Origin of the sequence: Pseudomonas sp. G.S.17 (assembly GCF_038096165.1) — a bacterium.
Lineage (GTDB): Bacteria > Pseudomonadota > Gammaproteobacteria > Pseudomonadales > Pseudomonadaceae > Aquipseudomonas.
On the sequence record NZ_CP151076.1, the window covers coordinates 38418 to 63567 of the forward strand.

Sequence of the window (25150 nt, forward strand, 5' to 3'; positions counted from 1 at the left end):
TGGCCCATGAAGACGCAGATGACCAAAAGCCCACAGCTGTGAATGAAAATGAGGGCATATGCTCCAGATTCAATGCCCAATCAGGAAATATCCTACTAATTAACTAGGTTTCTCCTCTACGTTGAACTTTATAAAGCCAGCTATCCTCAGAACCTTCGTCCATGTGCGAAACCTCGCACGCATCCATGAGGAGACATCATGAGCATCGTCAAGAAAGCATCCGCCCATTGGGAAGGTGACCTGAAATCCGGTATCGGCAGCATCTCGACTGAAACCGGCGTTCTGCGCGAAGCCCCATATGGCTTCAAAGCCCGTTTCGAAGGCGGCAAAGGCACCAACCCTGAAGAATTGATCGGCGCAGCCCACGCGGGCTGTTTCTCCATGGCATTGTCGATGATCCTGGGCGGTGAAAACCTGACCGCAGAAAGCATCGACACCACCGCTGACGTGACCCTCGACCAGGTCGAAGGTGGCTTCGCGATCACTGCGGTACACCTGACCCTGAAGGCCAAAGTGCCGGGCGCGACTCAGGAGCAGTTCGACAAACTGACCGCCATGGCCAAAGAAGGCTGCCCGGTTTCCAAGGTCCTGAACGCCAAGATCACCCTGGACGCTACGCTGGTCAGCTAATTGACCCCGCAGCATCCAATGACCCGTTCGGTTAAACCGACCGGGTCATTTTTTTAGCCCTCGACGTCCATCATCCAGTGCCGACGTACTTGCCGACGCTGCCAGTGCGAGTTGTATTGGCGACTCTCGCGAGTGTGCGCGACCAGCTGGCAACCGCCCTCCTCGGCTTGACCCAGGTGGAAGGATCGCGCCGCGCCAATGGCCTCTTTATCCGAGCCATAGAAAGCAATGACCCGGACTTCCAACCCGGAAAACGTCCAGCCTTCGCCCGGCTTGTGGCCCTGCATCGGGATTGCATGAAGCGTGGCCAGGCGTTGAATCAAGGCGCCGAACGTACCGATATGGGTGAAATCCCCGGTCCCCAGCGGGCCTTGGCGCGTTGCGTTATGAAGGACCAGATCCTGATCGATTTCGCCTTTGCTCTCTTCGCGGATGTCGGTGACGTCGCAGCACAGCCGACCCTGATTGGTGTCGAGCAACAGCACGATCTGATTGATGAAGATCGGTTCGGCGCTCATGTTGCTGATCAGACACAACGAGCCGATGCCCTTGCCTGCGCCGCGATTGATGATGATGCGCGGCCTGCGCTGGCGGCGGTAATTGTTCAGAAGCAACTGTGCGTACATGACCCAGACGATCAGCGTACCGATGCTGATCATGACCGTCAGAGCGTCTTTATATTGGATAACCCACTGGATAAAAGAGGAATTCATTACTACTCGCTGTCGATTGGTCGTCCCGCTCTGATAGACCGTCCGGGCAGAAGTTCGACCCGTGCGACCAACGTAGAACGAACTTGCACGGGCGCGTTGAGGTCTATGAAGCACTGCAGCGCTGGCGCGGTAATCTGCCTGATGTCCCGCTGCGGACCGTATCGAAGGAGTCGAGCATGAAACGTTTTGCATTAGCCGTGATAGGGACAGTAATGGCCACCAGTGTCCTGGCTGCACCTAAATCCTGCGAAGAGCTCAAGGCCGAGATCGAAGCCAAGATCCAGGCCAACAACGTCAATTCCTACACCCTGGAAATCGTCAGCAATGACGAAGTCCACGATCAGAATATGGTCGTCGGTACGTGCGACAACGGCACGAAAAAGATCATTTATCAGAAAAATGATCGCTAGATGCAGTTTGATTCCTCTTGCTCGACCAGCTCATTGCGTTGCGCGTCATAGAGCCAGGCAGTAATGGAGTTGTGGATCGAGCGCACCTCGATCATGTAGCGCTGCCCCGCCGCGAAATGGTCGTATTTCAGGTCGATGTAGCAGGTCAGCTCGGTGAAATCGTCGCTCATCGCGCTGAAACCGCCGTAGTTGATTTCGTAGTCGTAGCGCACCTGAAGCTCGTGGCTGCCGGGCGGGACCTGAAAGTAGCGACCGTCGTAAGTGGTCACGCCGTCGACTTTATCGGCCATCACCATCTTGCCGGTGATGGTGCGCATATCGACCCAGGCTTGTTGCGGGTTTACCGCTGGCAATGGTCCGGCGCAGCCGGTCAAGGCGGTCAGGGCGAGGATGAGCGAAAGGTTGCGCATGGTTGGCTCCGTATGGACGGACAGCGATGGTAGTTGCGCACGGCAGTGCTGTCCGGCATAACGCGTGATGTTTCGAATGTTGAGGCGGTCCATGCCAAGTATTACCCTTCCCCGCCTGGGGCGCAGCTTGCCATTAGTGGCGCTTGTGTTGCTCGGCGGCTGTTCCAGCGTCAACTATTACGACCAGCTGGTGAGCGGTCAGTTGCAGCTCTTGCGCGCCAGGCAGCCGGTGACCGAAGTCATCGCCGACCCGACGCGCAGCCCGCGCCTGCGCCAGATGCTGGAGCATTCGCAGGAAGCCCGGACCTTCGCCAGCCGTCAGTTGCACCTGCCGGATAATCGCAGCTATCGCCTCTATGCCGATCTGGGCCGCCCGTATGTGGTCTGGAATGTGTTCGCCACGGGTGAGTTCTCGCTGGAACCGATCACCCACTGTTTCCCGATTGCCGGATGTGTGGCGTATCGCGGCTATTACAGCGTCGGCGGCGCCCGAGGCGCGGCGGCGTTGCAGCGCCAGGCCGGGCAGGATGTGTATGTCAGCGGTGTCGAGGCTTACTCGACCCTGGGCTGGTTTGACGATCCGATCCTCAGCTCAATGCTGGGCTGGGGCGATGAGCGTCTGGCGACCTTGATCTTCCACGAGCTGGCGCACCAGCAGTTCTACGTGAAGGACGACAGCGAGTTCAATGAGTCTTTCGCCAGCTTTGTCGAGCAGGAAGGCACTCGCCAATGGCGCGCCGCACGAGGCTTGCCCGCCGAGCGTCTGTCGCAATCCAAGCAGCGCGATCAATTCACGCGGTTGGTGCTCGACACGCGGGAACGCCTCAAGCGGCTCTACAGCCAACCCTTGAATGCTGAGCGGATGCGCGAAGGCAAAGCGGCGGAATTCGAGACGCTGCGCAACAACTACCGCGCATCGCGCGATACCCAGTGGGCTGGCGACAAGCGCTATGACGCGTGGATCAACGCACCGCTGAACAACGCCAAACTGCTGCCCTTCGGACTCTACGACCAATGGGTGCCGGCGTTTGCAGCGCTGTTCAAACAGGTCGATGGGGATTGGGCGGCGTTTTACGCAGCGGTGGAGCGGTTGGGGGGATTGCCGATGGCGGAGCGCAAGACAGCACTTCGCGGGCTATCCCGGACTGACTGACGGCTTGTGGGAGCGAATTATTGTGGGAGCGAGCTTGCTCGCGAAGCCCATTCTGCCAACATTTTCGTTGGCTGAAATACTGCCTTCGCAAGCAAGCTTGCTCCCACGTGCCAGCTTATTTCAGCCCGGACATCTTCTGGATGGCGCCTTTTAGTTCGGCGTCCGAGCAGTCGGCACAGGTGCCTTTCGGCGGCATGGCACCGATGCCGGTGATGGCCTTGGCCAGCAGGCCGTCCAAACCGCCTTGCTCTTTTGCACGGGTTCCCCAGGCGTCAGCATCACCGATTTTCGGAGAGTTCAGCAGGCCGGTGCCGTGACATGCATTGCAGTGCTTGGCGATAACGTCATCCGGCGACTTGGCACCACCGGCGCCACCCGCCGCCGCAACGACTTCCATCCCTGCGCATTCCTTGCCCTGAACGCAAACCTGGCCCACCGGCTCCAGCCGTTTAGCGATTTCGTCATTGGTTGCTGCCTGAGCGGTGAACGCCCAAAAAGTCAACGTAGCAGCAACTGCCAGAATCTTATTAGTTAGGTTCACGCTTACACCCTCATGGTGACTATTCACGCCCGCAGCCACGGTTTAGCAGGCGGGCGCAAGTATAGCGTTTAGCCTGTCAGTCCGAAACACCCTTATAACAAGAAGGGTTATTCCCTGACAGTCTAGCGTTTCCGGCGCATTTGTCGCTGTCCCGTAACTACGGGGCTGTCCGCGCGCTCATATTAGAAATTGGCCGGTGTAGCTGCGCTGATTAGTCGCGCCGGAACATCAAACGGGTTGCGGAAACGATGCGGCTTGGTGCTCTCGAAATAATAGCTGTCGCCTGCTTCGAGAATATACGTATCCAGGCCGACCACCAGTTCCAGTCGTCCTTCGACGAGGATGCCGGTTTCTTCACCTTCATGAACCAGCATCTCGATGCCGGTATCTGCACCCGGCGGATAAATCTCGTTCAGAAACGCGATTGAGCGGCTCGGATGCGCCTTGCCCACCAGTTTCATGGTGACTGCGCCGTCCGAGATATCGATCAGCTCGCTGGCCTTGTAAACCACTTGCGTCGGATTTTCTTGCTCAAGCTCTTCAGAGAAGAACTCCACCATGGACATCGGAATACCGCCGAGCACTTTTCGCAGGGAGCTGATCGATGGGCTTACGCTGTTTTTTTCGATCATGGAAATAGTGCTGTTGGTCACGCCGGCTCGCTTGGCGAGTTCGCGCTGGGACAGGCCCTTGAGTTTACGAATGGATTGCAGTCGTTCACCGACGTCCAATGCGGCAGTCCTCCTGATTCAGTCTGGTTAGGTCGAGATGAACGCCATGATGGCAACAGCGTTCAGTATTTACAACACTTCGACCGGCAAGGGACTGACTGAGGAGACTAGCGGCCAGCAAGGGCCGCGCTTGAAGGGGCAGGTGAATGCTGGCGAAAGGCTGTCAGGCCCCGGAATAGAGCCGTGGCACCCTGCGCAAGTTGCAGAAAATTCGATAGGGGATGGTTCCGGCGCGGGCCGCGACATCACTGGCCAAAACGTTCTTGCCCCACAGCTCGACGCGACTGCCCAGCCCGGCTTGCGGCAAATGGGTCAGATCGACGCACAACATGTCCATGGACACCCGACCCAACAGCTGGCTCGGCTGGCCGTCAATCCAGACCGGCGTACCGGTGGGTGCCTCGCGTGGATAGCCGTCGGCATAACCCATGGCGACCACGCCGACCCGACTGGCGCGCTCGGTAACAAACGCCGCGCCGTAACCGACCGGTTCACCGGCAGGCAACTCACGCACGCAGATCACTTTCGATTCCAGGGTCATGACCGGCTGCAACTGATCGGCCAGCACCTGCGGCTGATCGAAGGGCGTCGCGCCGTAGAGCATGATGCCGGGGCGAATCCAGTCGCTGGGCATATTCGGCCAGCCAAGCACGGCCGGTGAATTGCGCAGGCTGATCTCGGCTGCCAAACCCTGGCGTGCGGCGTCGAACACCGCCAACTGGTCCTGACTGCACGGATTGTCCAGTTCGTCGGCGCGGGCGAAGTGACTCATCAGGACGATCTTTGCCACTTTGCCGCTGGCCAGCAGGCGCTGATAACCGGCCCGGAAGTCCTTGGGGTGCAGGCCAACGCGGTGCATGCCCGAATCCAGCTTGAGCCAGACGATGATCGGCTTGCGCAAGTTGGCCTGTTCGATGGCTTCCAGCTGCCACAACGAATGCACCACACACCAGAAATCATGCTCGACGATCAGCGCCAGTTCATCGGCTTCGAAAAAGCCTTCCAGCAGCAGGATCGGCGCACGAATCCCCGCTTCACGCAATTCCAGCGCTTCTTCGATACAGGCCACGGCGAAACCGTTGGCTTCGGCTTCCAGGGCCAGGGCGACTTGTACGGCGCCATGACCATAAGCATCGGCCTTGATCACCGCGAGCGCCTTGGCTCCCGTGGCCTGGCGGGCGAGCTTGTAGTTGTGACGCAGGGCTTGAAGATCAATTAAGGCGCGAGCTGGACGCATGATGGGGATCTGATAGTAGGTTAAGACTGTTGGAGCGAGGCTTGCCCGCGAACGCGTCAGGTCAGGCAATGAACGTGTCGCTGACCCTATGCCTTCGCGGGCAAGCCTCGCTCCAACGGGATTTGTTGCTTACGGTTACGGCAACGCGGCAATCACGGACAACTCCACGAGAATTTCCGGCTCGCAGAGTTTGGCTTCAACCGTGGCACGTGCTGGCGCGACGCCTTTTGGCAGCCAGGTGTCCCAGACGCTGTTCATGCCTGCGAAGTGGGCGTCGATGTCTTTCAGGTAAATCGTCACCGACAGGATGCGGCTTTTGTCGGTGCCGGCCAGATCCAGCAAGCGTTCGATGCTGTTGAGCGTCTCGCGGGTCTGCTGCTCGATCCCGGCAGTCAGGTCGTCGCCCACTTGACCGGACAGATACACGGTGCCGTTGTTGACCACGACCTGGCTCATGCGCTCGTTAGTGAGCTGGCGCTGGATTGACATGTTGGGCGATCTCCTTGGTACTGCCATAGCGATAGATATTCAGGCCTTCGGCGCTGATCTGCGGCGTTTTGCGCGAAATCAGATCGGCCAGCAAACGGCCCGAACCGCAGGCCATCGTCCAGCCCAGCGTGCCGTGGCCGGTATTGAGAAACAGGTTGCTGAACGGCGTGGCGCCGACAATCGGCGTGCCGTCTGGCGTGGTTGGACGCAAGCCCGTCCAGAAACTGGCCTGGGTCAGATCACCGCCCTGAGGATAGAGGTCGCCAACGATCATCTCCAGCGTTTCGCGCCGACGAGGATTGAGCGACAGATCGAAACCGGCGATTTCCGCCATGCCGCCGACGCGGATGCGGTTGTCGAAGCGGGTGATCGCGACCTTGTAGGTCTCGTCGAGAATCGTCGAAGTCGGGGCCATGGCCGGATTGGTGATCGGCACGGTCAGCGAGTAACCCTTGAGCGGGTAAACCGGCGCCTTGATGCCCAACGGCTTGAGCAACTGCGGCGAGTAACTGCCCAGCGCCAGCACGTAGCGATCAGCGGTTTCCAGTTTGCCGTCGATCCACACGCCATTGACGCGGCTACCGGCAAAATCGATGCGTTCGATGGATTGATTGAAGCGGAATTCGACGCCCAGGTTCACCGCCATCTCGGCGAGACGCGTGGTGAACAGCTGGCAGTCGCCGGTCTGGTCGTTAGGCAGACGCAACGCGCCGGCGAGAATATCGGTGACGCTGGCCAATGCCGGTTCAACCCGGGCGATGCCGGCTCGGTCGAGCAGCTCGTACGGCACGCCGGACTGTTCGAGTACGGCAATGTCCTTGGCGGCGTTATCCAGTTGCGCCTGGGTGCGGAACAACTGGGTGGTGCCCAGCGTGCGGCCTTCGTAGGCGATGCCGGTTTCGGCGCGCAGCTCATCAAGGCAATCGCGGCTGTATTCGGACAGGCGAACCATGCGCTCTTTATTGATCGCATAACGACTGGCTGTGCAATTGCGCAGCATTTGCGCCATCCACAGGTACTGATCGATGTTGGCCGTGGCCTTGATCGCCAAAGGCGCGTGGCGTTCCAGCAGCCATTTGATGGCCTTGAGCGGCACGCCAGGCGCTGCCCATGGCGACGCATACCCCGGCGAAACCTGGCCGGCGTTGGCGAAACTGGTTTCCATGGCTGCAGCAGGCTGACGGTCGACAACCGTAACCTCGAAACCTGCACGCGCCAGATAATAGGCACTTGTCGTACCGATCACACCACTACCAAGGACCAGAACGCGCATGTCGATGACCTCATCGCGGATATCCGCTGACGTTTTGAAGTTTTAAGCAAGGATGTGTGCAGTATATGCAGCATCTGGCAGTGCTTTTCACCATATAAACGCCTATATTCGGCGGAAATTCTCGGTAAAGAACGCTTTGATAGAGGGGGTTTCCCTTGCGTACAGAACATCAGTCAAAACGTGAGCTGGACAAGATCGATCGCAACATTCTGCGCATCCTTCAAGCCGACGGCCGAATTTCGTTCACCGAGCTGGGCGAGCGCGTCGGGTTGTCCACCACGCCGTGCACGGAGCGGGTCCGCAGGCTGGAACGTGAAGGCATCATCATGGGCTACAACGCCCGGCTCAACCCGCAGGCGCTCAAAGCCAGCCTGCTGGTTTTCGTCGAGATCAGCCTGGATTACAAATCCGGCGACACCTTCGAAGAATTCCGCCGCGCCGTGCTGAAACTTCCCCATGTGCTGGAATGCCATCTGGTGTCAGGCGACTTCGATTATCTGGTCAAGGCGCGCATTTCGGAGATGGCGTCCTATCGCAAACTGCTCGGCGACATCCTCCTCAAACTCCCGCATGTGCGCGAATCCAAGAGCTACATCGTGATGGAAGAGGTGAAGGAGAGTTTGAATTTGCCGATTGCGGAGTGAGAACAGCAGACTTGGAATGCATTCCTACGGTGTTCGATTACACCAACACCTGCCGCGTCGACGCCATATACGCGTGAATCTGCTTCTCGACCCGTGGATGGATCAGCTCCACGGGGCCGCGGCCGTTGGGGCATGGCAGCGTCGGGGTGGTGCCGAACAGGCGACAGATCAACGGGCGTTCCTCGTACACAGTGCAGCCGTTGGGGCCTAGATGCACGCAGTCGAGTTCATCCATGGCCGCTTCCTGCTCGGCTGCCGTCTTGCGCGGCAAGCGGGACATTTCTTCCGGCGACGTCGTCACCGGCCCGCAGCAGTCGTGGCAGCCAGGAACGCACTCGAAAGACGGAATCTGCTGGCGCAGCGAGCGAATTTTCTGACTGTTGCAGCTCATTGGATCGATTACCCCGTGTGAATGGGCGCGATTCTGCCTCAGTTGCCCAACTCAGGACAGCGCCGTCGGACCGATCCTTGCCCGCGTCGGAACCTGCGGCTTATCCTCCGTGAAGTTTTTCAAACACCGCCAACGGAACCCACGCCATGGACGCCCGCGCCCAAACCTCTGCTGCGACCCGCGAACACGCCGCTTCTTATTACGCCGCCAGCAGCCATCCGCAAGCGGATCATCCGCCGTTGCAGGGCGAGCTGCAGGCGGATGTGTGCGTGGTGGGCGGCGGGTTTTCCGGGCTCAACACCGCCATCGAACTGGCCGAGCGCGGCCTGAGCGTCGTGCTGCTCGAAGCGCGCAAGATCGGCTGGGGTGCAAGCGGACGTAATGGTGGTCAGCTGATTCGTGGCGTCGGCCATGGCCTTGAGCAGTTCGCCAATGTGATCGGCAACGACGGCGTGCGCCAGTTGAAACTGTTGGGGCTGGAAGCCGTGGAGATCGTGCGCCAGCGCGTAGAGCGTTACGCCATCGACTGCGATTTGACCTGGGGTTACTGCGATCTTGCCAACAAACCGCGCGATCTGGTCAGTCTGGCCGAAGACGCCGAAGAACTGCGCAGCCTAGGTTATCGCCATCATCTGCAATTGCTGCAAGCCAGCGAAATGCACAGCGTGGTGGGTTCTGACCGGTACGTCGGGGGCATGATCGACATGGGCTCCGGGCATTTGCATCCGTTGAACCTGGCGCTGGGTGAAGCGGCTGCAGCGCAGGCATTGGGCGTTCGGCTGTTCGAACACTCAGCGGTCACCCGTATTGAGTACGGCCCGCAGCTCAAAGTGCATACCGTCCAAGGTTCGGTCGCGGCCAAAACCCTGGTGCTGGCCTGCAATGCTTACCTGAACGACCTCAATCCGCAATTGAGCGGCAAGATCCTGCCCGCCGGTAGCTACATCATCGCCACCGAACCCTTGAGCGAAGCTCAGGCTCATGAGCTATTGCCGCAAAACATGGCGGTTTGCGACCAGCGCGTCACGGTGGATTATTTCCGGCTCTCGGCGGATCGCCGTTTGCTGTTCGGCGGTGCCTGTCATTATTCCGGGCGTGATCCTCAGGACATCGCGGCTTATATGCAGCCCAAGATGCTCCAGGTGTTCCCGCAGTTGGCCGGGGTGAAAATCGATTACCAATGGGGCGGCATGATCGGCATCGGCGCCAACCGCCTGCCGCAAATTGGCAAGCTGGCGGACCAGCCCAACGTGTATTACGCCCAGGCGTACGCCGGACATGGCCTGAACGCCACGCATCTGGCCGGCAGGTTACTGGCCGAGGCCATCGCCGGACAGCACAGCGATGGCTTCGATTTGTTCGCCAAAGTCCCGCACATGACCTTCCCCGGCGGCAAACACCTGCGCTCGCCGCTGCTGGCGCTGGGAATGTTGTGGCATCGGTTGATGGAGTTGCGCTGAAATTCCATGAATTGGAATTCATCCCGTAGGACCGGCTTCAGCCGGGAGAATGCCCTCCCGGCTAAAGCCAGTCCTACGGGTTTTCATGTTTCTGTGGTTGTAGGGCCAGCTGTCACTCTCTCCAGAACGGCTTCAACCCTTCCGTCCTGGCCTGCCCCGGCGTGATGCCAATATCCTGCAATTCATCCCGGGTCAGGTTCAGCAGCACTTTGCGTGACGTCCAGCGATGGCCATACAGTGCCCAGCGACTCAGCTTGGGTGCGCAGGCTGTCTTGACGACAACGGCTTGCCCTTCACTCAGTTCCTGGCTGTAAAGCGCCAACCGCACATCACTGAACCCGTTCATTGTTCAAACCCTCATCACGTTGTCTGTGGCTACATGATGGCGGCGCCGGGGAAACCGTTACAGATCCAAACAAATCTATTAATTTGCATACAGATGATTTGAAACTTGCCCTGAATGCTGTATTTTTCACGCATCTGTATGGTTTTTATCTCTATAGCAGCCGGGAATACGCCATGACCCTCTACGTCAACCTCGCCGAGTTACTCGGCTCGCGGATTGAAAACGGTTTTTATCGTCCTGGCGACCGGCTGCCTTCAGTTCGCGCCTTGAGTGTCGAACATGGCGTCAGCCTGAGCACGGTGCAGCAGGCGTATCGGCTGCTGGAAGACAACGGCCTCGCGGCGCCGAAGCCCAAGTCCGGGTATTTCGTGCCCGCCAGCCGTACGGTTCCGGCGCTGCCGGTGATCGGTCGTCCGGCGCAGCGTCCGGTGGATATTTCCCAGTGGGATCAGGTGCTGGAGCTGATTCGCGCCAAGACCGATCCCAAACTCCAGCAGCTTGGACGCGGCATGCCGGACGTGACCAGTCCGACGCTGCGGCCACTGCTGCGCGCCATGGCGAGAATCAGCCGGAAGCAGGACATGCCCGGTCTGTATTACGACAATATCTACGGCACCCAGACACTTCGCGAGCAAGTCGCGCGTCTGCTGCTGGATTCGGGTTGCAACCTCACCGCCAATGACCTGGTGATTACCACCGGCTGCCATGAAGCGCTGTCGTCCAGCATCCGCGCCATCTGTGATCCCGGCGATATCGTGGCGGTGGACTCGCCGAGCTTTTTCGGCGCCATGCAAACCCTCAAGGGCTTGGGCATGAAAGCCCTGGAAATCCCCACCGATCCGCTGACCGGCATCAGCCTTGACGCGTTGGAGCTGGCATTGGAGCAGTGGCCGATCAAGGCCATACAGTTGACGCCCAGCTGCAACAACCCGTTGGGCTACGTCATGCCCGAAGCACGCAAGCGGGCGTTGTTGACCCTGGCCCAGCGCTTTGACGTGGCGATCATCGAAGACGATGTGTATGGCGATCTGTCCTACACCTACCCGCGACCACGGACCATCAAGTCCTTCGACGAAGATGGCCGGGTGCTGCTCTGCAGTTCGTTTTCCAAGACGCTGGCGCCAGGGCTGCGTATTGGTTGGGTTGCACCGGGGCGCTACCTTGAGCGGGTGCTGCACATGAAATACATCAGCACCGGTTCCACTGCGCCGCAACCGCAACTGGCGATTGCCGAATTTCTGCAGGGCGGGCATTACGAACCGCATCTGCGGCGAATGCGCAGCCAGTATCAGCGCAGCCGTGACTTGATGATCGACTGGGTGGCGCGTTACTTCCCGGCGGGCACGCGGGTCAGTCGGCCGCAGGGCAGCTTCATGTTGTGGGTCGAGCTCGCCGAGGATTTCGATACCCAACGCCTGAATCGTGCGCTATTGCCGCAAGGCGTACAGATCGCGGTGGGCAGCATTTTTTCCGCATCCGGCAAATACCGCAACTGCCTGCGAATGAACTACGCCGCCAAGCCTACAGCCGATGTCGAGGCTGCCGTGCGCAAGGTGGGTGAGACCATTTCGCAACTGATCGCCCAGCAGTAACACGCCTGCCGTAACTTTTATCGGGTTTCGAGGGTCATATCGCCATATTGAAGTGTGCGGGTGGTGAGTTTGAAGAAAGCGTGGGCGTCGTCCCTTTGTCTGCTATTTGCGTTGTGCGTCAGTGGCTGCGCCCATGTCAGCATTCCCAAAGAGCCGAGTCAGGCGTTGCCGCCGACCGACTCGGCGTTCGGCCGCTCTATTCAGTCCATGGCCATGCCCCATGAAGGCCGTTCGGGATTTCGCCTGCTGCCCAACAGCACCGAAGCCTTCATGGCCCGGGCCGAGTTGATCCGCAATGCGCGCACCAGCCTGGACTTGCAGTACTACATCGTTCACGACGGCCTGAGCACGCGCGCCCTCATCGACGAACTGCTCAAGGCTGCAGATCGCGGGGTGCGGGTGCGAATCCTGCTGGACGACACCACCAGCGACGGCCTTGATCAGGCCATCGCCACCCTCGCCGCGCATCCGAACATTCAGATCCGGCTGTTCAACCCACAAGAGCTGGGCCGTGAAACCGGCGTGACGCGCAACATGGGACGGCTGTTTAACCTGTCCCGCCAACATCGACGCATGCACAACAAGCTGTGGTTGGCCGACAGCAGCGTGGCGATTGTCGGTGGGCGCAATCTGGGCGACGAGTATTTCGATGCCAAGGAAAACCTCAACTTCACCGATATCGATATGCTCAGCGTCGGGCCGGTGGCGCAGCAATTGGAGTACAGCTTCGACCAATACTGGAACAGCGCGCTCAGCAAACCCATTGCCGAATTCATGTATTTCCTGCCGACCGTGCGCGATCTCGCCAAGGCGCGGGTGCAGCTCGAAGACTCGCTGGAGAAGTCGCATCAGCAACATCGTGCGTTGTACGACCGCTTGATGGCCTACAAAACCCAGCCGCGCATGAAAACCTGGCTCAACGAGTTGATCTGGGCGCATAACCAGGCGCTGTGGGATGCGCCCACCAAGGTGCTGGCCCGCGGCGAACCGGACCCGCATCTACTGCTCGCCACGCAGTTGGCGCCGGAACTGCTCAACGTTAAGGACGAGTTGGTGCTGATTTCCGCTTACTTCGTACCCGGCAGAGAAGGCCTCACTTACCTCACTGGGCGCGCCGATGCGGGGGTCGCGGTGAGTTTGCTGACCAACTCTCTGGAAGCCACCGATGTTCCGGCTGTACACGGCGGTTACGCGCCCTATCGCAAGGCGTTGCTTGAGCATGGCGTGAAGCTGTTCGAAATGCGTCGCCAACCGGGCGATACCGGAACCAGCGGCGGCAGCGGCCCGCATCTGTTCAAGAAAGCCGCGTTCCTCAACAGCGGTTCGGACTCTAGCCTGCACAGCAAGGCGATGATTTTCGATCGGCAGAAAATCTTTGTCGGTTCGTTCAATTTCGATCCGCGTTCGGTGCTGTGGAATACCGAAGTCGGCGTGTTGGTCGACAGCCCGCAGCTCACTGAATACTTGCGCGAACTGACCCTGCAAGGCATGGCGCCGGCCTTGAGTTATCAGGCGAAGCTGGAAGACGGCAAAGTGGTGTGGGAAACCGAGGACGACGGCAAGATCCACACCTTGCACAAGGAACCGGGTGACGCATGGCGCCGCTTCAATGCGTGGTTAAGCAGCGCCGTCGGCCTGGAGAAAATGCTCTAGGCCGCCACCGGCTGCACGCCAAAAGCGCCGCGCCGCTGCGACAACAGCACTAACCCGAATGCGCCCGCTGCCATCAACAGCGGCAGTGCCTGCCCGCTGACCCATTGGCTGCCCGCTCCGGCCGCCAATGGTCCGATCAGACAACCCACCCCCCAAAGTTGCGCAACATGGGCGTTGGCGCGGACCAGCGAGTCGTCGCGGAAACGCTCGCCGATCAGGATCAGCGATAAGGTGAACAAGCCACCTGCGCTGGCGCCGAACAGCACCCACAGCGGCCAGATCAATACTGTATCGACCATCAACGGCACCAGCAGGCTGGAAATCATCAGCGCCAGCGCGCAAGCGGAAAACAGCGTACGTCGGGAGATGCGGTCGGCCAGCGCGCCAATCGGCAGTTGCAGCAACGCATCGCCGACCACCACGGTGCTGACCATCGCCAGGGCGATTTCCGCAGTGAAACCCTGGCGCAGGCAATAGATCGGCAGCAACGTCAGGATCAAGGCTTCGAAGGCCGCGAACAGCGCCACGGCCCAGGCAATGGCGGGCATGGAGCGGCAGAAGCCGAACAAGTCGATAAAGGTCACGCTGCAGGAATCAGCGCTGGGCGCCCCGCTACGGCCGAGCAACAGCAGTGGCGAGCTGACCAGCAAGGCCACGCCGACCCAGAAGCCGTAATCGTCTTCGGTACCCAGCGCGCCGAGCAGCAACGGCCCGGCCAGTTGGCAGAGCGCGTAGGTGCTGCCGTATAGCGCAACCAGGCGGCCGCGCAAACGCTCGACCACGAGTTGGTTGATCCAGCTTTCGCCAAGAATGAACACGATGGTCAGGATCACGCCGAGCATCAGGCGCAGCACCAGCCAGACCGAGTAATACGGCAGCAGCGCGAGCAAACCCACTGACAGCGCGCCCGCCCACAGACACAGGCGCATCAGCGCCGCCGTGCCGAAACGTGCGGCAAGCTGACTGGCCAGACTCGCGCCCAGCAATACGCCAATGGCGGGCATCGCCGCCATCACGCCGATCGCGAACGAGCCGTAGCCCCAGCTTTCCAGACGCAGTGACACCAGCGGCATGCTGACGCCCAGTGCGAGCCCGACGCTCAGTACCGAAGCCAGCACCGCAAAATAAGTCCCCCAACGCATTGCCACGCTCCTGTGGGTCAAAGGGCTGAAACAACACAGCCGGATTCCTGCGAAGGAGCCCGGCCGTAGCGATTACTGTGGGAGCGAGCTTGCTCGCGAAAAAGCGGGTACATCCAGCAGATTGTCTGGAGCCTTACACATTGTCTTCGCAAGCAAGCTTGCTCCCACCGGTCAAGGATTGATCGGCAGGATTTGCCGTACTGTTACAACTTAATCCACGTCGCCTTCAGCTCGGTGTATTTGTCGAACGCATGCAGCGACTTGTCGCGGCCGTTGCCCGATTGCTTGAAGCCACCGAACGGCGCGGTCATGTCGCCGCCGTCGTACTGATTGACCCACACGCTGCCGGCACGCAACGCTTTGGCGGTCAGGTGCGCCTTGGACAGGTTGGCCGTCCACACCGCAGCAGCGAGGCCGTACGGCGTGTCGTTGGCGATCTGGATCGCTTCTTCGGCGGTATCAAAGGTCAATACCGAAAGAACCGGGCCGAAGATCTCTTCCTGGGCGATCTTCATGGCATTGGTCACGCCGTCGAAAATCGTTGGCTCAACGTAGGTGCCGCCGGTTTCCTGCAGGATGCGCTTGCCGCCCGCGACCAGTTTGGCGCCGTCGCTGTGACCGGACTCGATGTACGACAGCACGGTGTTCATCTGCTGGGTATCCACCAGCGCGCCGACCGTAGTCGCCGGATCCAGCGGATTGCCCGGCTTCCAGGCTTTCAGCGCTTCGATAACCAGCGGCAGGAAGGTGTCCTTGATGGAGCGCTCCACCAACAGGCGCGAGCCGGCGGTGCAGACTTCGCCCTGGTTGAAGGCGATGGCGCTGGCGGCGGACTCGGCTGCGGCTTGCAGGTCCGGCGCATCGGCAAACACGATGTTCGGGCTTTTGCCGCCAGCTTCGAGCCAGACGCGCTTCATGTTCGATTCGCCCGAATACACCAGCAACTGCTTGGCGATTTTGGTCGAGCCGGTGAACACCACGGTGTCGACGTCCATGTGCAAGGCCAGCGCCTTGCCCACGGTGTGGCCGTAACCTGGCACCACGTTGAGCACGCCAGCCGGAATGCCCGCCTCGATTGCCAGTTGGGCAACGCGAATGGCGGTCAGTGGCGATTTTTCCGACGGCTTGAGTACCACCGAGTTACCCGTGGACAGCGCCGGACCGAGCTTCCAGCAGGCCATCAGCAGCGGGAAGTTCCACGGCACGATAGCCGCGACTACGCCAATCGGCTCACGTGTCACCAGGCCAAGCTGGTCGTGCGCAGTGGCGGCGACTTCGTCATACAGCTTGTCGATAGCCTCGCCGCTCCAGCTCAAGGCTTGGGCGGCGCCAGGAATATCAATACCGAACGAGTCGCTGATCGGCTTGCCCATGTCCAGCGTTTCCAGCAGGGCGAGTTCTTCGACGTTTTTGTTGAGCAGCGCGGCAAAGCGAATCATCGCAGCCTTGCGCTTGACCGGTGCCAGGCGCGACCAGGCCCCGGAATTGAACGTGGAGCGGGCGCTTTCCACGGCACGCTGGGCATCGGCAACGTCACAGCTGGCGACTTTGGCGAGCAGGCGGCCATCAACCGGGCTGAGGCATTCGAACGTATCGCCGGACGCGGCGTGGGTGTATTCGCCATTGATGAAGGCACGGCCTTCGATCTTCAGATCCTGGGCACGTTTTTCCCAGTCAGCATGAGTCAGGGTGGTCATACGAATGTCCTCCGCTTGATAGGTTGAAGCGTGCTCGAATCGGCAAACAAGGCCCGAAACGCACGCTTTGAGAATACGATGAGATCAAATAACGGTATTCGCCACCCTAAACCAGTGACTGGGCGATTTCCAATATATTTGACATAAATGGCCTGAACGGCCCGCCGATGTTCGTTTTATTCAACATGGCGCAGAGCGGCCGGGCACTATTGCCCCGACGCTTCGTCAAACCAGCAAATGCCTCTACCGCGAGAATGAAAAATGACCATCGACAGCATTGTGGATTTCAGCGAAGCCGGCACAGCCGCCGAGCACTACCGCCCCGCCCCGGAAAGAATTTTCAAGGGCGATCCTGAACAGACGCTCTACAACCACTACAACAGCCCGTGTGGACAGATGAGTGCGGGCGTCTGGGAAGGCCAGGTCGGGCAATGGCTGGTGAATTACACCGAGCATGAATACTGCGAAATCGTCCAGGGCGTGTCAGTGCTGCGCGACGAAGCGGGCAGCTCGAAAACCCTGCGCGCCGGTGACCGCTTCGTGATCCCGGCAGGTTTCAAAGGCACCTGGGAAGTGTTGGAGCCGTGCCGCAAGATCTACGTGGTGTTCGAGCAAAAAATATAGGTTTGTACCGCGCGGCGTCGTTTGTCGGGGTTGAGAATAGTGTTTCCACTCAAGGAAACCCCCGGCATACAAGGAAGATCTGCGTGACCAACGAAGCCGCTTACGAGCGAATCAAACACATGATCGGCAACCCGTACCACCCTTGCGTCAAAGGCTATATCAGTTGTCTGACCGGCAGGACCAGCGTTGTCGGTCCGGACAGTATCCTGTTCGTTCCCGCCTTCGACTACTCATCGGAGAGCTTTGAATACGATCCCGAGCGCATCACCATCGATACGGATGAGCACGGCATGATTATCGACTTTCTCATCGGTTGAAGTTTTAGCAGCGCCCACAAAAAAGGCCCGCATCGTGAGATGTAGGCCTTTTTTGTAGAAGAAAAATCAATTACTTGATTTTGGCTTCTTTGTAGATCACGTGCTTGCGAACCCGCGGATCGAATTTTTTGATTTCGATTTTGTCCGGAGTGGTGCGCTTGTTCTTATCGGTGGTGTAGAAATGGCCTGTACCAGCGCTCGACACCAAACGGATCAATTCACGCATGACTTTCTCCCTTAAATTTTGCCGTCGCGACGGAGTTCAGCAAGCACGACAGTGATGCCACGCTTGTCGATGATACGCATGCCTTTAGCAGATACGCGCAGACGAACAAAACGTTTCTCTTCTTCAACCCAAAAGCGGTGATGCTGCAGGTTTGGCAGGAAACGACGACGGGTTTTGTTGTTTGCGTGGGAAATGTTATTCCCAGTCACCGGACCCTTACCGGTAACTTGACATACTCTCGACATGCCTCAGCCCTCTAAAACCACATGCCCAACCCGGCATGGGTTGGCCGCTTAATCTCTCAGTCATTTGGCGCCAGGCGCCGCGTTTCTTTAAGGGTCTTACCGGCTACACCTACAGTGAAGGAACCGGGCCCCTAGAAAAGAGCGCTGCTTTATACCAGAAAGGCTGGCATGCAACAACAGGCAATGCGCTTTGCCTGTGTATATCGCAGGCCGTTCAGCCCAGCAGTGGCGCGCCAGCGGGGACGATAGCAAATCTACCGCTCGTCGTGTTACAGCGATTGTTCTGAGCCGATGCATGGTCTAGGGTAAGTCCCTTACCAGACTGCGCCTGCAGATGGGGCCCTTTTCTGACAGGAATATAGCCATGCGCCTTGCTGCGATACCGTTTTTGCTCGCTCCTTTGTTCGCCCCGATGCTGGCCCAGGCCGCGACAACTTTGAGTGTTTGCACCGAAGCCAGCCCCGAAGGTTTCGACGTCGTGCAGTACAACTCGTTGACGACCACCAACGCCTCGGCCGACGTGCTGATGAACCGTCTGGTGGATTTCGACGCCAAGAGCGGCAAGCTGGTGCCAAGCCTGGCGCAGAGTTGGACCGTGTCCCCGGACGGCCTGACCTATGATTTCAAGTTGCGCCCGGGGGTGAAGTTCCATCACACCGATTACTTCACCCCGACCCGCGAACTGACCGCCGATGACGTGGTGTTCAGCTTCCAGCGTATGCTCGATCCGCAAAACCCATGGCACAAAGTCGCCCAGAGCGGCTTCCCCCATGCGCAGTCCATGCAGCTCCCGGCGCTGATCAAGAAAATCGACGCCCCGGACCCGCTGACTGTGCGGTTTACCCTCGATCATGCTGATTCCACTTTCCTGGCCACGCTGAGCATGGGTTTCGCCTCGATCTATTCGGCTGAATACACCGCGCAGTTGCTCAAGGCCGGTACGCCGGAAAAGCTCAACAGCCAGCCAATCGGCACCGGCCCGTTCGTGTTCAAGCGCTTCCAGAAGGACGCGGTGGTCCGTTATGAGGCCAACGCCGAGTATTTCGCTGGCAAGCCTGGCGTCGACGCACTGGTCTACGCGATCACGCCGGACGCCAACGTGCGTTTGCAGCGTATTCGCCAGAATGAGTGCCAGATCACTTTGTCGCCCAAGCCTCTGGATATCCAGGAAGCCGCGAAAGATCCTGCGCTGAAAGTCGAAAAAACCGAGGCGTTCATGACGGCGTTCCTGGCGATCAACAGCCAGCATCCGCCGTTCGACAAGGCTGAAGTGCGTCAGGCGATCAACCTCGCCTTCGACAAGCCGACCTATCTCAAGGCCGTGTTCGAAGGGACTGCCGCAGCCGCCAACGGGCCGTATCCGCCTAATACCTGGGGCTATGCGAAAGATTTGCCGGGCTACAAGCTGGACATCGCCAAGGCCAAGGAACTGTTGGCGAAAGCTGGCGTGAAGGACGGCTTCAAAACCACGATCTGGACGCGGCCGTCCGGCAGCCTGCTCAACCCCAATCCAAGCCTTGGCGCGCAATTGCTCCAGGCCGATCTGGCCAAAGTTGGCATCAGTGCCGAGATCAAGGTGATCGAGTGGGGCGAGCTGATCCGTCGCGCCAAAGCGGGCGAGCATGACCTGTTGTTCATGGGTTGGGCGGGCGATAACGGCGATCCGGATAACTTCCTGACGCCACAGTTCTCCTGCGCCGCAGTCAAATCAGGAACCAACTTCGCCCGTTATTGCGACGCGACGCTGGACAAGCTGATCAGCGACGGCAAGGCCACCAGCGATCAGGCGGCTCGCAGCAAGCTGTATCACCAGGCGCAGGAACAGATCCAGCAGCAGGCGTTGTGGTTGCCATTGGCCCACCCAACCGCCGCCGCGCTGACTCGCAAGGACGTGACGGGATATCAAGTCAGCCCGTTCGGTCGGCAGGATTTCTTCAAGGTGCAGGTCAAATAATTCCCTTGCAGGAGCCAACTTTTGTGGGAGCGAACTTGCTCGCGAAGCGGCACGCCTGATACGGCGATTCGCGGGCAAGCCTCGCTCCAACAGATTTTGAGCGCTTTTTACATCAACCCACACTCCACCATCGACAACGGATCACCGTCGCCGATGATCACGTGGTCGAGCACCTTCACGTCGATCAGCCACAGCGCGTCCTTGAGGCGTCTGGTCAGTTCGATGTCGGCTTGACTGGCGTCGGTGACGCCAGAGGGGTGGTTGTGGCACAGGATCAGGCTGGCGGCGTTGTGCACCATGGCGCGCTTGACCACTTGCCGGGGATGCACGTGTGCCGTATTGATCGAACCGTGGAACAGCACTTCAAAGCACAGCACGCGGTGTTTGTTGTCCAGAAACAGGCAGCCGAAGACTTCGTGGGGTTCGTGGCGCAATTGGGCTTTGAGGTAATTGCGCACCTGGGACGGGCTTTCCAGTGCGGAATCGCGCTTCAGGGACTCGGCCATGTGTCGACGCGACATTTCCATTACGGCCTGTAACTGGGCGAATTTCGCTGATCCCAGACCCAAATGTGCACTGAATGTTGCCAGGTCCGCATCCAGTAGCCCGCGCAGTCCGTCAAATTGATTCAACAGATGACGCGCCAGGTCGACGGCGCTTTTTCCGGTGACTCCGGTGCGCAAAAAGATCGCCAGCAGTTCGGCGTCGGAAAGACTTGCCGCACCCAGTTCCAACAGCCGCTCCCGCGGGCGCTCCGCCGCAGGCCAATCACGAATACTCATAGCACCTCCATGTGTGTGGGCGCCGCTGTTCCGGTGCGGTCGCTGTGCTATCTTAGCCCATCTTTTTTGCACGGCGATTGGCCTGGGGAACGCCATCGCCGTCGCGTATCACTCGACTAAAAGGCAGGCCTATGCAGCGGCTGTATCGGAAACGCATCGTTCTCGGCGTCGGCGGTGGCATCGCGGCCTACAAGAGCGCAGAGCTGGTCAGGCGTTTGCGCGACCAGGGTGCCGAAGTTCGGGTCGTCATGACCCGTGGCGGGGCTGAGTTCATCACGCCACTGACCATGCAGGCATTGTCCGGGCACCCGGTGCACATGGATCTGCTCGACCCGGCCGCTGAAGCGGCGATGGGGCATATCGAGCTGGCCAAGTGGGCCGATCTGATCCTGATCGCCCCGGCCACTGCTGATCTCATTGCCCGGCTCGCCCAAGGCATTGCCAACGACTTGCTGACCACCGTGGTCCTGGCTACCGACGCCATCGTGGCGATTGCTCCGGCGATGAATCAGGCAATGTGGCGCGACCCGTCAGTACAGGCCAACACTCGTTTGCTGGAAGAGCGGGATTTTCGCGTGTTCGGTCCGGCGACCGGCAGCCAGGCCTGTGGCGACGTGGGTTTCGGCCGGATGCTCGAAGCCACCGACCTTGCCCAATGTGCCGCCGATTGTTTCCAGCGCCTGTCGCTGACCGGCAAACACGTGGTGATTACCGCAGGCCCGACCCAGGAAAACATCGACCCGGTGCGCTACATCACCAACCACAGCTCCGGGAAAATGGGCTTTGCCCTGGCCGAAGCTGCCGTTGAGGCTGGCGCCCGCGTCACGCTGATCACCGGGCCGGTGAATCTGCCGACGCCGGATCGCGTTTCGCGAATCGACGTGGTCAGCGCGCGGGACATGCTCGCCGCCTGTGAGGCCGCGATTCCCTGCGACTTGTTCATTGCCTCTGCTGCCGTGGCGGACTACCGCCCGGAAGTCGTCGCCCCACACAAACTCAAGAAAGATCCTTCGACCGGTGACGGCCTGCTGCTGCAGATGGTGCGCAACCCGGACATTCTGGCCACTATCGCAGGCCGCCCGGATCGGCCTTTCAGCGTCGGTTTTGCCGCCGAAACCGAACACCTGCTCGACTACGCCGCCCGCAAGCTCAAGGACAAGAACCTTGATCTGATCGTCGCCAACGACGTTGCCAATCCGAGCATTGGCTTCAACAGCGAAGAAAACGCTTGCAGCGTGATCGACCGGGCGCTGCACGCAACGCTCTTTGCCCAGACCAGCAAGGGCAAGATTGCCCGCCAGCTGATCACTTTTATCGCCGAACGAATGAACCAGGTTTAATCACGAATGCACGCTCTACAAGCCAAGATCCTTGACCCGCGCATGGGTAACGAATTCCCTCTGCCAGCCTACGCCACTGTCGGCTCCGCCGGCCTTGACCTGCGCGCCATGCTCAAGGAAGACACCACGCTGGAGCCGGGCCAGACCCTCCTGATCCCGACCGGCCTGTCGATCTACATCGGCGATCCCGGCCTCGCGGCGATGATTCTGCCGCGTTCCGGGCTGGGTCATAAACACGGCATCGTGCTGGGCAATCTGGTCGGTCTGATCGACTCCGATTACCAGGGCGAGTTGATGGTGTCGTGCTGGAATCGCGGCCAGACCGCATTCAAGATCGCTATCGGCGAACGCATTGCCCAATTGGTATTGGTGCCGGTGGTGCAGGCGCATTTCGAACTGGTTGAAGAGTTCGACGTCAGCCAGCGTGGCGCTGGCGGTTTTGGCCATTCCGGCAGCCACTGATTCTTGACCCGAATGCTGGATGGCGGCACGCGTAATGCGGGCCGCGCTCAAGCAAGCAAGGGATAGGCAGTTCAGGATGAATTCGTGGAGAGAGGTCAGGTGACAGGCACCCAGCGTTCCGAGAATCAACGCACCCAGCTTCTTGCTGCGCGCCTGCGCGCCCTCTCTCCGGGTTTGTGGCCCGCCGTTATCGGGCTGGGCGCGGCGAGCGTGCTGGTGTGCATGGCGCTCATCGACAAGCCGCAGCAGCAAGTCCAGGCCGAGCAAGTCTGGGGTAACGCGCAGGCGGCATCGGTCGGCGTGGCGCTCAAGCAAATGAATGCCGACACTCAGGCCGCCGCGTTGAACGCCGGTCTGGTCGTGGCGCTGCAAGCCAATAATCCTGCGGTGCTTGAGGCTGCGGTCAGTCCGCTGCGCTTCTGGGGCGGTGTGCTGGGTGCGCGAGTCAATCCGCTGGGTATGACCGATGTTGATGCCCAAGGCGCGATGCCGATCAGCTTTTCGACCCTGGACATGCTGAGCCAGGCCGCTCGCGGTCAGCAGGCGGCTCCCGAGGCGCGCAAAGCCGGTGAGCGCTGGATGATCTACAGCGCGGCGCCGCTGCGTGCTGGTCCGACGGCGCCGATCAGCGGGACCTTGCTGTTGGCCTACGATCCGCAACGTCTGCTCAATGCGCTGCCGGTCATCCCCGAGTCGGTGGGTCAGGTTCGCTTGATCCAGCAATTCGGCAATGGTCCCGAGCAAGTGTTCCTGCAGCGCGGGCAGTCCGATGGCGGCAAACCTGAACGCATCGATACCGGCTTTGCCAACTGGAAACTGGAATTCACCCCAGGGCCCGCGTTGAAATCTTCGCCGCCCTTTCTGCTCCTGGTGTTGGCCGCTCTGATCGCTCTGGCAGGCGTTGTGCTGGGCTTGTGGCTCAACGAGCGCGCCTTGCAGCGGCGGATCCAGGCTGACGCCCGTCAGCTCAATCAGCTGCTTGAAGAACTCTCCAGCGGAAAAGCCGTCAAACCTTTCGGTTTGGACCTGCCCGCGCTTCACAGCCTGGCCCAGAGCCTCGCCCGCTTCTCACCGCGCAACCAGTCCTCGGCTCCGGCCGTCGATGTGGTCGGTGGGCAATCAGGCGCAATACCGGACATTGAACAAAGCAGTGCTTCAGCATCGGCTCCTTGCGCAGCACTAAGCGATTGGACCGACCCGCTGTTTCAAGATACCGACATTCTCGATATCGACATCCTCGACGAAAACCAGGACTTCCTGAGATCGGAGCACCCCCCAGTTATGAACACCCCAGCATCCGTGGCACCAAAATTCCCTGACGAAATCTTTCGCGCCTACGACATCCGTGGCGTGGTCGGGGACACCCTCAGCGCTGAAACAGCGTACTGGATCGGTCGCGCCATCGGCTCTGAAAGCCTGGCGCAGAACGAGCCAAACGTCAGCGTTGGCCGCGATGGCCGTCTTTCCGGCCCTGAGCTGGTACAGCAATTGATCCAGGGCCTGCACGACAGCGGCTGCCACGTCAGCGATGTCGGCCTGGTGCCGACGCCGGCGTTGTATTACGCCGCCAACGTGCTGGCGGGCAAGACCGGTGTCATGCTCACCGGTAGCCACAACCCGAAGGATTACAACGGTTTCAAAATCGTCATCGCCGGCGACACCCTCGCCAACGAGCAGATCCAGGCGCTGCACGAGCGCATCAAGACCGGTAACCTGACCTCGCAAAAAGGCAGCGTGACCAAAGTCGACATCCTTGATCGCTACTACAAGCAGATCAAAGACGACATCGTCATGGCGCGCAAAATGAAGGTCGTCGTGGACTGCGGCAACGGCGCTGCTGGCGTTATTGCCCCGCAACTGATCGAAGCGCTGGGCTGTGAAGTGATTTCGCTGTTCGCTGAAGTCGACGGCAATTTCCCGAACCACCACCCGGATCCGGGCAAGCTGGAAAACCTCCAGGACCTGATCGCCAAGGTGAAAGAAACCGGCGCTGATCTGGGCCTGGCGTTCGACGGCGACGGCGACCGCGTGGGTGTCGTGACCAACAAGGGCAACGTGGTTTACCCGGACCGTCTGCTGATGCTGTTCGCCCTGGACGTGTTGAAGCGCAACCCTGGCGCCGACATCATTTTCGACGTGAAATGCACGCGCCGCCTGACGCCGCTGATCAGCAAGCATGGCGGTCGTCCGGTGATGTGGAAAACCGGTCACTCGCTGATCAAGAAAGAAATGCGCAGAAGCGGCGCATTGCTGGCTGGCGAAATGAGCGGCCACATCTTCTTCAAGGAACGCTGGTTCGGTTTCGACGACGGCATCTACAGCGCTGCACGCCTGCTGGAAATCCTCAGCCAGGAATCGCAGACCGCCGAAGAGCTGTTCGAAACCTTCCCGAACGACATCTCGACCCCCGAAATCAACATCAAGGTCACGGACGTCACCAAGTTCACCATCATTGAAGCGCTGGAAAAAGACGCTCAATGGGGCGACGCCAAACTGACCAGCATCGACGGTGTCCGCGTGGATTACCCGCAAGGCTGGGGTCTGGTTCGTGCCTCCAATACCACGCCGGTACTGGTGCTGCGTTTCGAAGCTGAAACCGAGGCCGAGTTGCAGCGCATCAAGGACGTGTTCCACGCCGAACTGAAAAAAGTCGCGCCGGACCTCGAACTGCCTTTCTGATTGTTTTTC

At 59.7% G+C, this 25150-nt stretch carries 27 protein-coding genes; 13 read left to right on the forward strand and 14 right to left on the reverse strand.

Going from position 1 to position 25150, the window contains the following annotated elements:
- The first annotated feature begins 198 nt into the window (after positions 1-198).
- On the forward strand, positions 199-630 hold the full coding sequence (locus tag AABC73_RS00180; protein ID WP_341521957.1) for an OsmC family protein: 432 nt from the start codon (positions 199-201) through the stop codon (positions 628-630).
- A gap of 53 nt (positions 631-683) precedes the next feature.
- On the opposite strand, the gene AABC73_RS00185 is transcribed toward AABC73_RS00180, so the two are convergent.
- The gene (locus AABC73_RS00185; RefSeq protein ID WP_341521958.1) at positions 684-1343 is read right to left on the reverse strand and encodes a hypothetical protein; all 660 of its coding nucleotides are present in this window, start codon (positions 1341-1343) and stop codon (positions 684-686) included.
- 176 nt (positions 1344-1519) lie between these two features.
- Between AABC73_RS00185 and AABC73_RS00190 the strand changes: the two genes are divergently transcribed.
- Positions 1520-1753 carry a DUF1161 domain-containing protein gene (locus tag AABC73_RS00190; protein ID WP_065832802.1) on the forward strand — a complete coding sequence of 78 codons (234 nt, stop codon included), beginning with the start codon at positions 1520-1522 and terminating at the stop codon, positions 1751-1753.
- On the opposite strand, the gene AABC73_RS00195 is transcribed toward AABC73_RS00190, so the two are convergent.
- On the reverse strand, positions 1750-2163 hold the full coding sequence (locus AABC73_RS00195; RefSeq protein ID WP_341521959.1) for a hypothetical protein: 414 nt from the start codon (positions 2161-2163) through the stop codon (positions 1750-1752). The two genes, AABC73_RS00190 and AABC73_RS00195, sit on opposite strands and share 4 nt — an antisense overlap.
- Before the next feature lie 91 nt (positions 2164-2254).
- On the opposite strand from AABC73_RS00195, the gene AABC73_RS00200 reads away from it, so the two are divergent.
- Complete coding sequence (locus AABC73_RS00200; protein ID WP_341521960.1) at positions 2255-3316, forward strand: aminopeptidase; 1062 nt, start codon at positions 2255-2257, stop codon at positions 3314-3316.
- A gap of 115 nt (positions 3317-3431) precedes the next feature.
- Here AABC73_RS00200 and AABC73_RS00205 read toward each other — a convergent pair whose 3' ends face one another.
- From AABC73_RS00205 to dadA, 5 genes are all read right to left on the reverse strand, one after another.
- Positions 3432-3857 (reverse strand): c-type cytochrome, encoded by a 426-nt coding sequence (locus AABC73_RS00205; protein ID WP_341521961.1) that lies wholly within the window; start codon positions 3855-3857, stop codon positions 3432-3434.
- Between the two features lie 182 nt (positions 3858-4039).
- Positions 4040-4588 (reverse strand): cupin domain-containing protein, encoded by a 549-nt coding sequence (locus AABC73_RS00210; RefSeq protein ID WP_065832805.1) that lies wholly within the window; start codon positions 4586-4588, stop codon positions 4040-4042.
- Between the two features lie 163 nt (positions 4589-4751).
- Positions 4752-5825 (reverse strand): alanine racemase, encoded by a 1074-nt coding sequence (gene alr / locus AABC73_RS00215; RefSeq protein ID WP_341521962.1) that lies wholly within the window; start codon positions 5823-5825, stop codon positions 4752-4754.
- Positions 5826-5960: 135 nt separating this feature from the next.
- Positions 5961-6314 carry a RidA family protein gene (locus AABC73_RS00220; RefSeq protein WP_341521963.1) on the reverse strand — a complete coding sequence of 118 codons (354 nt, stop codon included), beginning with the start codon at positions 6312-6314 and terminating at the stop codon, positions 5961-5963.
- On the reverse strand, positions 6289-7587 hold the full coding sequence (dadA, locus tag AABC73_RS00225; protein WP_065832808.1) for a D-amino acid dehydrogenase: 1299 nt from the start codon (positions 7585-7587) through the stop codon (positions 6289-6291). Before dadA ends, AABC73_RS00220 begins: the two co-directional genes overlap by 26 nt.
- 155 nt (positions 7588-7742) lie before the next feature.
- On the opposite strand from dadA, the gene AABC73_RS00230 reads away from it, so the two are divergent.
- Positions 7743-8231 (forward strand): Lrp/AsnC ligand binding domain-containing protein, encoded by a 489-nt coding sequence (locus AABC73_RS00230; protein ID WP_020291984.1) that lies wholly within the window; start codon positions 7743-7745, stop codon positions 8229-8231.
- 37 nt (positions 8232-8268) lie between these two features.
- Here AABC73_RS00230 and AABC73_RS00235 read toward each other — a convergent pair whose 3' ends face one another.
- The gene (locus AABC73_RS00235) at positions 8269-8622 is read right to left on the reverse strand and encodes a YkgJ family cysteine cluster protein (RefSeq protein WP_341521964.1); all 354 of its coding nucleotides are present in this window, start codon (positions 8620-8622) and stop codon (positions 8269-8271) included.
- A gap of 146 nt (positions 8623-8768) precedes the next feature.
- Here AABC73_RS00235 and AABC73_RS00240 point away from each other — a divergent pair, with 146 nt between their 5' ends.
- A complete protein-coding gene (locus AABC73_RS00240; protein WP_341521965.1) occupies positions 8769-10082 on the forward strand; it encodes an FAD-binding oxidoreductase in 1314 nt (437 codons plus the stop codon).
- 112 nt (positions 10083-10194) lie between these two features.
- Here the strand turns inward: AABC73_RS00240 and AABC73_RS00245 are convergent, their stop codons facing one another.
- Complete coding sequence (locus AABC73_RS00245) at positions 10195-10428, reverse strand: DUF1127 domain-containing protein (RefSeq protein WP_341521966.1); 234 nt, start codon at positions 10426-10428, stop codon at positions 10195-10197.
- 173 nt (positions 10429-10601) lie between these two features.
- On the opposite strand from AABC73_RS00245, the gene AABC73_RS00250 reads away from it, so the two are divergent.
- Together AABC73_RS00250 and AABC73_RS00255 are read left to right on the forward strand one after the other, a co-directional pair.
- On the forward strand, positions 10602-12020 hold the full coding sequence (locus AABC73_RS00250; RefSeq protein WP_341521967.1) for a PLP-dependent aminotransferase family protein: 1419 nt from the start codon (positions 10602-10604) through the stop codon (positions 12018-12020).
- 69 nt (positions 12021-12089) lie between these two features.
- Positions 12090-13673: a phospholipase D family protein gene (locus AABC73_RS00255; RefSeq protein ID WP_341524359.1), complete on the forward strand. Its 1584-nt coding sequence runs from the start codon at positions 12090-12092 to the stop codon at positions 13671-13673.
- Here AABC73_RS00255 and AABC73_RS00260 read toward each other — a convergent pair.
- Together AABC73_RS00260 and AABC73_RS00265 are read right to left on the reverse strand one after the other, a co-directional pair.
- Positions 13670-14815, reverse strand: a complete 1146-nt coding sequence (locus AABC73_RS00260; RefSeq protein WP_341521968.1) for an MFS transporter — start codon at positions 14813-14815, stop codon at positions 13670-13672. The two genes, AABC73_RS00255 and AABC73_RS00260, sit on opposite strands and share 4 nt — an antisense overlap.
- A 203-nt stretch (positions 14816-15018) precedes the next feature.
- Positions 15019-16512, reverse strand: a complete 1494-nt coding sequence (locus tag AABC73_RS00265) for an aldehyde dehydrogenase (RefSeq protein WP_341521969.1) — start codon at positions 16510-16512, stop codon at positions 15019-15021.
- A 261-nt stretch (positions 16513-16773) separates the two neighbouring features.
- Between AABC73_RS00265 and AABC73_RS00270 the strand changes: the two genes are divergently transcribed.
- Both AABC73_RS00270 and AABC73_RS00275 read left to right on the forward strand, forming a co-directional pair.
- Entirely contained in the window at positions 16774-17136 is a 363-nt protein-coding gene (locus AABC73_RS00270) for a cupin domain-containing protein (RefSeq protein WP_341521970.1), read from the forward strand.
- Between the two features lie 83 nt (positions 17137-17219).
- Complete coding sequence (locus AABC73_RS00275) at positions 17220-17453, forward strand: hypothetical protein (protein WP_341521971.1); 234 nt, start codon at positions 17220-17222, stop codon at positions 17451-17453.
- 70 nt (positions 17454-17523) lie between these two features.
- Here the strand turns inward: AABC73_RS00275 and rpmG are convergent, their stop codons facing one another.
- Together rpmG and rpmB are read right to left on the reverse strand one after the other, a co-directional pair.
- Complete coding sequence (gene rpmG / locus AABC73_RS00280; protein ID WP_003437824.1) at positions 17524-17679, reverse strand: 50S ribosomal protein L33; 156 nt, start codon at positions 17677-17679, stop codon at positions 17524-17526.
- A gap of 11 nt (positions 17680-17690) precedes the next feature.
- Positions 17691-17924 carry a 50S ribosomal protein L28 gene (rpmB, locus tag AABC73_RS00285; RefSeq protein ID WP_007920377.1) on the reverse strand — a complete coding sequence of 78 codons (234 nt, stop codon included), beginning with the start codon at positions 17922-17924 and terminating at the stop codon, positions 17691-17693.
- A gap of 364 nt (positions 17925-18288) precedes the next feature.
- Here rpmB and AABC73_RS00290 point away from each other — a divergent pair, with 364 nt between their 5' ends.
- Positions 18289-19878 carry an ABC transporter substrate-binding protein gene (locus AABC73_RS00290; protein WP_341521972.1) on the forward strand — a complete coding sequence of 530 codons (1590 nt, stop codon included), beginning with the start codon at positions 18289-18291 and terminating at the stop codon, positions 19876-19878.
- Positions 19879-19985: 107 nt separating this feature from the next.
- Here AABC73_RS00290 and radC read toward each other — a convergent pair whose 3' ends face one another.
- Positions 19986-20660, reverse strand: a complete 675-nt coding sequence (radC, locus tag AABC73_RS00295) for a DNA repair protein RadC (RefSeq protein ID WP_341521973.1) — start codon at positions 20658-20660, stop codon at positions 19986-19988.
- Positions 20661-20791: 131 nt separating this feature from the next.
- On the opposite strand from radC, the gene coaBC reads away from it, so the two are divergent.
- The 3 genes from coaBC to AABC73_RS00310 all read left to right on the forward strand — a co-directional run bounded on the left by coaBC (position 20792) and on the right by AABC73_RS00310 (position 25141).
- The gene (gene coaBC, locus AABC73_RS00300; RefSeq protein ID WP_341521974.1) at positions 20792-22000 is read left to right on the forward strand and encodes a bifunctional phosphopantothenoylcysteine decarboxylase/phosphopantothenate--cysteine ligase CoaBC; all 1209 of its coding nucleotides are present in this window, start codon (positions 20792-20794) and stop codon (positions 21998-22000) included.
- A 6-nt stretch (positions 22001-22006) separates the two neighbouring features.
- Positions 22007-22462, forward strand: a complete 456-nt coding sequence (dut, locus tag AABC73_RS00305; protein WP_341521975.1) for a dUTP diphosphatase — start codon at positions 22007-22009, stop codon at positions 22460-22462.
- A gap of 99 nt (positions 22463-22561) precedes the next feature.
- Positions 22562-25141, forward strand: a complete 2580-nt coding sequence (locus AABC73_RS00310) for a phosphomannomutase/phosphoglucomutase (RefSeq protein WP_341521976.1) — start codon at positions 22562-22564, stop codon at positions 25139-25141.
- The last annotated feature ends 9 nt before the right edge of the window (positions 25142-25150 follow it).

Excerpts from the sequence above, each read along its gene's own strand:
- AABC73_RS00265 (WP_341521969.1), bottom strand. The coding sequence starts at position 16,512 with ATGACCACCCTGACTCATGCTGACTGGGAAAAACGTGCCCAGGATCTG.
- radC (WP_341521973.1), bottom strand. The coding sequence starts at position 20,660 with ATGAGTATTCGTGATTGGCCTGCGGCGGAGCGCCCGCGGGAGCGGCTG.
- alr (WP_341521962.1), bottom strand. The coding sequence starts at position 5,825 with ATGCGTCCAGCTCGCGCCTTAATTGATCTTCAAGCCCTGCGTCACAAC.
- AABC73_RS00190 (WP_065832802.1), top strand. The coding sequence starts at position 1,520 with ATGAAACGTTTTGCATTAGCCGTGATAGGGACAGTAATGGCCACCAGT.
- dut (WP_341521975.1), top strand. The coding sequence starts at position 22,007 with ATGCACGCTCTACAAGCCAAGATCCTTGACCCGCGCATGGGTAACGAA.
- AABC73_RS00240 (WP_341521965.1), top strand. The coding sequence starts at position 8,769 with ATGGACGCCCGCGCCCAAACCTCTGCTGCGACCCGCGAACACGCCGCT.
- coaBC (WP_341521974.1), top strand. The coding sequence starts at position 20,792 with ATGCAGCGGCTGTATCGGAAACGCATCGTTCTCGGCGTCGGCGGTGGC.
- AABC73_RS00245 (WP_341521966.1), bottom strand. The coding sequence starts at position 10,428 with ATGAACGGGTTCAGTGATGTGCGGTTGGCGCTTTACAGCCAGGAACTG.
- rpmB (WP_007920377.1), bottom strand. The coding sequence starts at position 17,924 with ATGTCGAGAGTATGTCAAGTTACCGGTAAGGGTCCGGTGACTGGGAAT.
- AABC73_RS00180 (WP_341521957.1), top strand. The coding sequence starts at position 199 with ATGAGCATCGTCAAGAAAGCATCCGCCCATTGGGAAGGTGACCTGAAA.
- rpmG (WP_003437824.1), bottom strand. The coding sequence starts at position 17,679 with ATGCGTGAATTGATCCGTTTGGTGTCGAGCGCTGGTACAGGCCATTTC.
- AABC73_RS00185 (WP_341521958.1), bottom strand. The coding sequence starts at position 1,343 with ATGAATTCCTCTTTTATCCAGTGGGTTATCCAATATAAAGACGCTCTG.
- dadA (WP_065832808.1), bottom strand. The coding sequence starts at position 7,587 with ATGCGCGTTCTGGTCCTTGGTAGTGGTGTGATCGGTACGACAAGTGCC.
- AABC73_RS00220 (WP_341521963.1), bottom strand. The coding sequence starts at position 6,314 with ATGTCAATCCAGCGCCAGCTCACTAACGAGCGCATGAGCCAGGTCGTG.
- AABC73_RS00290 (WP_341521972.1), top strand. The coding sequence starts at position 18,289 with ATGCGCCTTGCTGCGATACCGTTTTTGCTCGCTCCTTTGTTCGCCCCG.
- AABC73_RS00195 (WP_341521959.1), bottom strand. The coding sequence starts at position 2,163 with ATGCGCAACCTTTCGCTCATCCTCGCCCTGACCGCCTTGACCGGCTGC.
- AABC73_RS00260 (WP_341521968.1), bottom strand. The coding sequence starts at position 14,815 with ATGCGTTGGGGGACTTATTTTGCGGTGCTGGCTTCGGTACTGAGCGTC.
- AABC73_RS00270 (WP_341521970.1), top strand. The coding sequence starts at position 16,774 with ATGACCATCGACAGCATTGTGGATTTCAGCGAAGCCGGCACAGCCGCC.
- AABC73_RS00200 (WP_341521960.1), top strand. The coding sequence starts at position 2,255 with ATGCCAAGTATTACCCTTCCCCGCCTGGGGCGCAGCTTGCCATTAGTG.
- AABC73_RS00235 (WP_341521964.1), bottom strand. The coding sequence starts at position 8,622 with ATGAGCTGCAACAGTCAGAAAATTCGCTCGCTGCGCCAGCAGATTCCG.
- AABC73_RS00250 (WP_341521967.1), top strand. The coding sequence starts at position 10,602 with ATGACCCTCTACGTCAACCTCGCCGAGTTACTCGGCTCGCGGATTGAA.